This is a genomic window from Nocardiopsis listeri, assembly GCF_020741345.1.
Taxonomy (GTDB): domain Bacteria; phylum Actinomycetota; class Actinomycetes; order Streptosporangiales; family Streptosporangiaceae; genus Nocardiopsis; species Nocardiopsis listeri_A.
Window position 1 is genome coordinate 1 of sequence record NZ_DYZD01000396.1, and the last position, 7583, is coordinate 7583.

Annotated in this window: 7 protein-coding genes; 2 read left to right on the forward strand and 5 right to left on the reverse strand. The window is 69.2% G+C overall.

Annotated features, from left to right (window positions below):
* Positions 1–941: MauE/DoxX family redox-associated membrane protein (locus tag K8V84_RS21320; protein WP_304077832.1), on the forward strand; the 941-nt coding region annotated here is incomplete at its 5' end.
* 24 nt (positions 942–965) lie between these two features.
* Here the strand turns inward: K8V84_RS21320 and K8V84_RS21325 are convergent.
* Entirely contained in the window at positions 966–1661 is a 696-nt protein-coding gene (locus K8V84_RS21325; RefSeq protein WP_304077835.1) for a hypothetical protein, read from the reverse strand.
* A 108-nt stretch (positions 1662–1769) separates the two neighbouring features.
* Here K8V84_RS21325 and hisC point away from each other — a divergent pair, with 108 nt between their 5' ends.
* A complete protein-coding gene (gene hisC, locus K8V84_RS21330) occupies positions 1770–2852 on the forward strand; it encodes a histidinol-phosphate transaminase (protein ID WP_304077837.1) in 1083 nt (360 codons plus the stop codon).
* An 88-nt stretch (positions 2853–2940) separates the two neighbouring features.
* Here the strand turns inward: hisC and K8V84_RS21335 are convergent, their stop codons facing one another.
* From K8V84_RS21335 to K8V84_RS21350, 4 genes are all read right to left on the reverse strand, one after another.
* Positions 2941–4191, reverse strand: a complete 1251-nt coding sequence (locus K8V84_RS21335) for a transcriptional regulator (RefSeq protein ID WP_304077840.1) — start codon at positions 4189–4191, stop codon at positions 2941–2943.
* Between the two features lie 266 nt (positions 4192–4457).
* Positions 4458–5753: a UDP-N-acetylglucosamine 1-carboxyvinyltransferase gene (murA, locus tag K8V84_RS21340; protein WP_304077848.1), complete on the reverse strand. Its 1296-nt coding sequence runs from the start codon at positions 5751–5753 to the stop codon at positions 4458–4460.
* A gap of 373 nt (positions 5754–6126) precedes the next feature.
* Positions 6127–7032 carry a phosphoribosylaminoimidazolesuccinocarboxamide synthase gene (locus K8V84_RS21345; protein WP_304077842.1) on the reverse strand — a complete coding sequence of 302 codons (906 nt, stop codon included), beginning with the start codon at positions 7030–7032 and terminating at the stop codon, positions 6127–6129.
* A gap of 102 nt (positions 7033–7134) precedes the next feature.
* The coding region (locus K8V84_RS21350) for a phosphoribosylglycinamide synthetase C domain-containing protein (RefSeq protein ID WP_304077845.1) at positions 7135–7583 on the reverse strand (449 nt) is incomplete at its 5' end.

A 7583-nucleotide genomic window follows, 5' to 3' on the forward strand; every position in this document is an offset into this window, starting at 1 on the left:
TGGCGGCGCTGCTGCTGATGGGCGCGGTGGCCAAGGCCGCCCCGCGTTCGGAGGGCACAGGCGTCGCCGTGTTGGTGCCGCAGAGGTGGCGCCGTCCCGTCACGGTTCTCACCTGTCTGTTGGAGGTGGTCCTGGCGGTGGCGTTGCTGACCCTGACCGGACCGCTCGGCGAGGTGGCGCGGGTGCTCGCGGTGCTGCTCTTCGCCGTTTCCGTCGGTGTCCTGTCGGTGGTGCGAAGGCGTGACCCGGAGGCGGGGTGCGGCTGTTTCGGCGGTCTGAGCCGCGAACCGATCGGGTGGCGCACGCTCACCCGCGCGTCCTTGCTCGCGGTGGCGGCCGTCGCCACCGTCGGCCTGGCGCCGAACGGCTGGGACGTGGCGGCCACGCCCACCCTGACCCACGGCGCCGTGCTCGGGGTGGAACTGCTCCTGCTCGCGGCTCTCAGCCCGGAACTGCGCGAGGCCCTCGGCCGGACGCTCGGCAGTGACTCGTGCGCCCTGCGGGAGCACTCCCCGCGTCGAAGCCTGCGCCGGTTGCGTCGCAGCGACGTCTGGCGGACCAACGCCAAGGTGATGCTCTCCACCGAACCAGAGGACACCTGGCGGCACGGCTGCTGGCGCTTCATGCGCTACGACGGGACGCGCCACGGCCAACGGGTGGACGTGGTCTACGCGGTGCGCGTCGGTGGGCCGCGCCGGACCGGGGTGCGCGCGGCCCTCGTGGACCGCGAGAGCGGTGCGGTGCTCGCCACCTTCGGAGCCGTCACCACCCTCGACCTCCAGGGGCCGCCTCGCAGGCTGCCCCGGCCGCGTCAGGCGGCCAGGAGGGACGAGGTCGAGGGGCGTGGTGTGGCCAGACCGGACACGTTGGCCAAGGAGCCTCCGGGTGAGGCCGGGCGAGGGATGCCCGGCGACCCGGAGGGGGAGCGGATCCAGGTCTGACCGGACTTCGAGTCTCGGTACCGGTCAGCCGAGCATCTGTTCTTGACGTTCGACGGCGGCCTCGGTGAAGTCCACGAGCATCTGCTCGTACTCCTCGGGGTCGCCCGGCCCCATGATCGACGTGGTGCCGAGCAACGCGCCGTTGCGGTACATCACGGTGTACATGTTGTTCTCTCCGCCATCGTCGGTGACCTGAATGGCGAAGGAACGGGACTCGTCACCGAACCGGGGGAGTTCGAGGTCGCTGACCCCGTATTCGGAGCTGCTGCCGTCCTCATAGGTGGCGGTGTACTCCGAGCAGCTCTCCGGAGGCCGGGTTCCCAGTGCCTCGGTGGCGGACTCCTCGTCGAGTTCGACGAGGATGTGCGAGACCGAGCCCTGCTCCCACTCGTAGGCGGCCACGGACGCGGGCGCGTCGCGTACCGAGTCCAGGTCGCCCCAGCGGTTCGCGGCGTCCAGGCACTCGGGTTTGTCCAGCTCGGTGGAGGCCCTCACCTCCTCGGAGTACTGCACTGTGACAAGCTCGGAATAGGTGCCGCTCTCGCTGCTCTCGGACAGCAGGGTCGCGTCCCGGACGTTCACCGGCTGGGCCTCGTGCAGTGCCGCAGAGGCCTCCGCGTTGGGGTCGTCGCCCTGTTCCTGTTCCTGACCGCCGCAGGCGGCCAGGAGGACCACCCCCGAAACGGCCACGGCCGTGCGGGTGAATTGACGCAAACGCATGGTGGTTTCTCCTGGTTTGTGCGATATTTCCGCTTGGAGCGGTGACCAACCCGGACATCTCATCGCCGAGAGTGTCCCGGGGTTAGCACAAAGTATTGAGGAAGGACAATGGTGTCGGAGTCGAAATCGCCATATCTGCGGGCGGTACTGGAGTCCATTCCCGCCTACAAACCCGGCCGAAAGGTCGTCGGTCCCGACGGGCGCTCCATGAAGCTGTCCTCCAACGAGAGCCCCTACGGGCCGCTCCCGTCCGTTCGTGAGGCCATCGCCCGGGCCGCCGCGGACCTGAACCGCTACCCGGATCCGGGCTCGACCGAACTCGTCACACGACTCGCCGCCCACCTGGGCGTGCCCGAAGAACACGTCACCCTCGGCGCCGGTTCCGTCGGTCTGCTCCAGCAGCTCCTGGCGACCGTCGGCGAACCGGGCGCGGAGATCGTCTACGCCTGGCGTTCCTTCGAGGCCTATCCGTTGCTGGTGGGGCTGTCCGGGGCCGAGTCGGTCCAGGTGCCGCTCAAGGACGAGACCCACGACCTCGAGGCCCTGCTCGACGCGATCACCGACGACACCCGCATGGTGCTGGTGTGCAACCCGAACAACCCGACCGGCACCACGGTCCGGGAACGGGAGCTCGTCGACTTCCTCGACCGCGTTCCCGACCACGTCCTCGTCGTCCTGGACGAGGCCTACCGCGAGTACGTGCGCGACGCCCAGACGCCTGACGGCGTCGCCCTGTACGCCGACCGGCCGAACGTCGCCGTGCTGCGGACCTTCTCCAAGGCCTACGGTCTGGCGGCGGTCCGACTCGGGTTCCTCGTCGCTCACCCCCACGTGACCGCGGCGGTGCAGAAGACGCTCGTGCCCTTCGCGGTCAACCACCTGGCCCAGGCCGCGGGCATCGCCTCCCTGGACGCGGAGGACGAGCTCCTGGAGCGCGTTGCGACCACCGTCAAGGAGCGTGAGCGCGTCCGTGAGGCCCTGCTGGCCTCCGGGTGGACGGTGCCCCCCACAGAGGCCAACTTCGTGTGGCTGCGTGCGGGGCAGGACACCCTGGACTTCGCCGCGGCCTGCGCCGAGGTCGGGGTCTCGGTGCGGCCCTTCGACGGTGAGGGCGTTCGCGTCAGCATCGGCACGCCCGAGGAGAACGACACGTTCCTGGCGGTCGCCACCACCTACGCCAAGCGTCGCTGAACCCTCCGGACCAGGGCATGAGTCAACGGGGGCGGGCTCCCGAAAGGGAACCCGCCCCCGTTGGCGGTACGTGCGAACGCACGCGCGGCTACTTGCCGGCCGCGTCCTTGTCCAGCTTCTCCACGATCAGCCGGTAGAGCTGACGCGGACGGCCGGGCTGCAGGGTGCGGTTCGGCGGCAGGGGCCAGGCCAGGCCCTCCTCCACCAGGGTGCGCAGCAACCGGCGCGCGGTCCGGGAGGTGACCCCGAGCATCCGCCCGGCGTTCTCCGCGTCGACGACCAGGGGGCCGTCCTCCTCGGCGATCTTCTCCGACAGACGCACGAGGGTCTCGCGACCCTTGGTGCGCAGGGGCTCGGAGGAGTGCCGTGCGGGGGCGCGCTGGGCCGGGACCAGGGATCGTCCCTCGCGGTCCACCGCGAAGCTCTGCCGGGAGGCCTGGGCGCGGTTGAGGGCCGCGCGTGCGTGCGACTCCGCGTCCTGGGTGGTGCGGCCCATGCCGATGCCCACCTCGATCGCGATGCCCAACTCCGCCTTGATCCGTTCGACGAACGGCGGCTGCCGGAACCCCTCGGTCGCGGTGACCAAAGAGCCACGGGTGGCCGTGATCATGAACGAGTGGTCGTCCAGACGGTGGGCGGTCGCGTTGATGCGGTGCGCCTCCTGCAGCAGCAGTCGGTGCAGGGAGAGTCGCAGTTCCTCACGCCAGTAACGAGGCGTGGACCGTCGAGAGGAGTCGCGCAGGGTCGGCACGTCGACCACGACGACACCCAGCTGGGCCTCCTCCAAACGGTGGTGGGCGCCCAACAACCCGGCGGTCTGCAGCGCGCTGCGCACCCCGGCGTTGGTGGGACGCAGTCGGATCACCGGCACTCCGATGGCCTCCAGGCGTTCGGCGACCCCGCGTACGCAGGTGATCGCCATCCGGGTGGCCTTACGTCGCCAAAGCCCCTCGTGGAACGAGGTGAGTTGGGCGGTGTTGGTCAGTTCTTCGTGCACGTGGATCCCGTCCACGGGCAGGTCGACCTCGGAGTAGGCCTCCACCACGTCGGCCCGGCTGAGCACGTCCAGACTCGCTCTGGTCGGGTCGAAGCGGTCGTCCAAGGTCGCTCGGAGCAAGGCCTCGTGCAGGCTCGCCCCACCGAGTGGCACGAAGGTCGCGGGCATGGTCAACACGCCCGCCTTCCTCGCGAACTCGTAGGGGACGGGGCTGGCGAACAGATAGGCATCGATCGCCGACCCCAGCCTGACGACCTTGTCCGTCGCCTCTTGCTCATCTCGATACGCGGCGGCGATGAGTCTGGCGTTGAGGGGTCCTGTTGACCCAGGACCCATGAGCATGACCCGTTCGACCACCTCATGGGGCCCTATGACGCCGATCGTCAAATCGCCAGTACGCTGGGCACTCACCTCGGGTTGCTCCCCGCTACCATTCCACGCTCTTCACTATGTGCGCCCACTGGTTTCCCGACCCGATCTCTGTCACGGCATGATTGCCGAGATCGTACCCATTGTGCGGGGCCAAAGAAGATCGTTTTCCATATCAACGCCGAAAGCCCGGGTGGAGGGAAGCCCCCCACCCCGGCTTGAACTGCGCGAACGACTCTTTACGAGCCGGTGACGCGCTCCACGTCTCCGCCTAGCGCGGCGAGTCGCTGCGCGAACTGAGAGTGACCGCGGTCCACCAGATAACCAGGCGCAACGATTGTCTCACCTTCGGCGACCAGTCCGGCGAGGACCAGGGCGGCACCGGTCCGCAGGTCGTGGGCGATCACCTCGGCGCCGCGCAGGTTCGTGGAACCGTGCACGATGGCGCGGGTGCCCTCGACCTCGATCTTGGCGCCCATCTTGTTGAGCTCGTCCGCCAGGGCGAAGCGACCGTCGTAGATGGCCTCGTGGATGTAGCTCTCGCCCTCGGCCAGGGTGGCCAGGGCCATGAGCGGCGACTGGAGGTCCGTCGCGAAGCCCGGGAACGGCGAGGTCACCGCGTTGATCGGGCGCAGCGGCACGGACGGGTCCCTCTGGACGTGCAGGACCGCTCCCTCCTGGGAGAAGCCCACGCCCATCTGCTCGAGCTTCCAACGGGCCACACCCAGGTGGTCCAGGTTGGCGCCCACCAGGCTGACCTCGCCACCGGTGGCGGCGACGGTCATCGCGAACACACCGGCGTCGATGCGGTCGGCCATGATGCTGTGCTCGACGGCGGTGAGCTCCTTGACGCCCTCGACGGTGATCAGGCCGGTGCCGCCACCGGTGATCTTCGCGCCCATGGCGGTGAGGAAGTCGATGACGTCCAGGACCTCGGGCTCCAGGGCCGCGTGCTCGATCACGGTCGTGCCGGGAGCCAGCACGGCGGCCATGATGAGGTTCTCGGTGCCGGTGTGGGACGGGGTGTCCAGGTACAGCCGGCCGCCGCGGAGCTTGCTCGCCTCCACGTTGATGTGGTTGCGCTCGAGGTCCTCGGTGACCTCGGCGCCCAGACGGGCGAAGCCGCGGTAGTGGAAGTCCAGGTTGCGGCTGCCGAGGTTGCAACCGCCGACGCCCTCGATGCGCGCACTGCCGGTGCGGTGCATCAGGGCCGGAACGAAGAGCACGGAGCCACGGAAGCGGGCCGCGATCTCGGCGGGCAGGACCGCCTTCTCGGGGTCATTGAGTCCGGACGCGTCGATCACGACGGTGCGCTCGGCCTCGTGGAACGCGACCTTGGCGCCCACGTGTTCGGCGAGTTCGAGCGCGCGGTACACATCCTCGATGACGGGGACGTTCCTCAGAACGGTACGTCCTTTGGACGCCAACAGGGCGGCCCCGATCATCGGCAGGACGGCGTTCTTCGCGCCTTGGATGAACGCCGTTCCGCTGAGGGGGCGTCCGCCGCGGACGCGGTAACGAACCTCCTGGCCCATGCTCATGTGCTCCTTCGTGAGGCAGATGTGAAAAAAGGTCACCCTCGTCGGGTTCGCCTATGCGGGTTTAGACGCGGGTTTCCCCTGGAACGTTGCGACCAACTTGCGCGTGACCTGCGCGGCCAGTGAACCGGTGGGTTCGCGATGACTCTATAGCAAGGGTCGGCGGGCACCGGTCCAGAACGTGGTATACCCGCAGATCACGGATAGAGTCCCACCAAACGCTCAAAGAGGCGGTACGCCTGAGGGAGAGACCAGGGGTCGTACGTATGGCACGCCGTTTACCTCGACGTCGCGCACGACTCGATCCACCATACGTGCTCCGGGACCTCGATCGGCGCCTGCGTGGGCCGAATCACCCCCGCGTTTCGGGTCACACGCGCGATTCCGTGCCGGTCAACCGCTCGTAGATCTCCATGTAACGGGACAGAGTGCGTTCCACCACGTCGTCCGGAAGTCCCGGTGGTGGTGTGTCCGCGGCACGATCCCACCCGGAGGCGGGGGAGGTCAACCAGTCGCGCAGCACCTGCTTGTCGAAGGAGGCCTGCGGCCGGCCCGGACGCCACTCGTCGGCGGGCCAGTAGCGCGAGGAGTCCGGGGTGAACACCTCGTCGCCCAGGACCAGGTCACCGGTGTCGGTCCGCCCGAACTCGAACTTGGTGTCGGCGAGGACGACCCCGCGCTCGCGCGCGATGTCACGGCCGCGCGCGTACACCCTGAGCGTGAGGTCGCGCAGCTCGGAGGCGAGCTTCTCGCCGTGGGCCCGCGCCACGACATCGAACGACACGTTCTCGTCATGGTCGCCGACGTCGGCCTTGGTGGCGGGGGTGAAGATCGGCTCGGGCAGCTCCGAGCCGTCGGTCAGACCCTCGGGAAGCGGTACCCCGCACACCGTGCGGTCCTTCCGGTACTCGGCGAGTCCGGACCCCGCGAGGTAACCGCGGGCCACGCACTCCACCGGCACCATCTCCAACCGGCGGCAGACGAGCGTGCGTCCGGCCCAGTCCGCCGGGGCGCCCTCGGGCGGCGAGTCGGAGACGACGTGGTTCGGGACCAGGTCGTCGAGTCGCTCGAACCACCACAGGGACAGCTGCGTGAGCAGTCTCCCCTTGCCGGGGATCTCGGTGGGCAGGACCCAGTCGAAGGCCGACACCCGGTCACTGGCCACCATGACCAGTTCCCCGGACGCGTTCGCGTACAGGTCGCGTACCTTGCCGGTGTGCAGATGGGTCAGGCCCGGCACTCGGACCGGCTCGGGCACGGTGACGAAACCGCTCATGGCCCCTCTCAGGGTGTATCGCCTCTCGGCGTCCTGCGAAGACGGGCCCTGGGCGACCGCCGAGGGCCCGTCACGTTCTCCCGCCGCACGGGACCCGGAACTTCAGAGTTCGGCGGCGGCGCGTTCGGCGATGTCGGAGCGGTAGAAGGAGCCGCGCAGTTCGATCCGGCTCGCCGCCTCGTAGGCGCGCTCACGGGCCTGACGCAGGTCCGTGCCGGTGCCCACCACGTTCAGCACCCGGCCACCGTTGGACTTGATGTCGCGCACGCCGTCCCAGGCGGTCCCCGCGTGCAACACGTAGGCGCCCTCCAAGGCGTTGGCGGCGGCCAGACCACCGATGAGGTCGCCCTTGACCGGGTCGCCCGGGTAGCTCTCGGCGGCGACCACGACGGAGACCGCCGCGCCCGACTTCCATTGCAAAGAACCGATCGAACCCAGCCCGCCGGTGTCGGTGGCCTGCAGGACCGCGCCGATCGGAGTGGCCAGCCGGTCCAGCACGACCTGGGTCTCCGGGTCGCCGAAGCGGGCGTTGAACTCCACCACGCGCGGAC

Bases quoted from the DNA above. Each gene is read 5' to 3' on its own strand.
- K8V84_RS21325 (WP_304077835.1), bottom strand. From the start codon at position 1,661: ATGCGTTTGCGTCAATTCACCCGCACGGCCGTGGCCGTTTCGGGGGTG.
- hisC (WP_304077837.1), top strand. From the start codon at position 1,770: ATGGTGTCGGAGTCGAAATCGCCATATCTGCGGGCGGTACTGGAGTCC.
- K8V84_RS21335 (WP_304077840.1), bottom strand. From the start codon at position 4,191: ATGCTCATGGGTCCTGGGTCAACAGGACCCCTCAACGCCAGACTCATC.
- murA (WP_304077848.1), bottom strand. From the start codon at position 5,753: ATGGGCCAGGAGGTTCGTTACCGCGTCCGCGGCGGACGCCCCCTCAGC.
- K8V84_RS21345 (WP_304077842.1), bottom strand. From the start codon at position 7,032: ATGAGCGGTTTCGTCACCGTGCCCGAGCCGGTCCGAGTGCCGGGCCTG.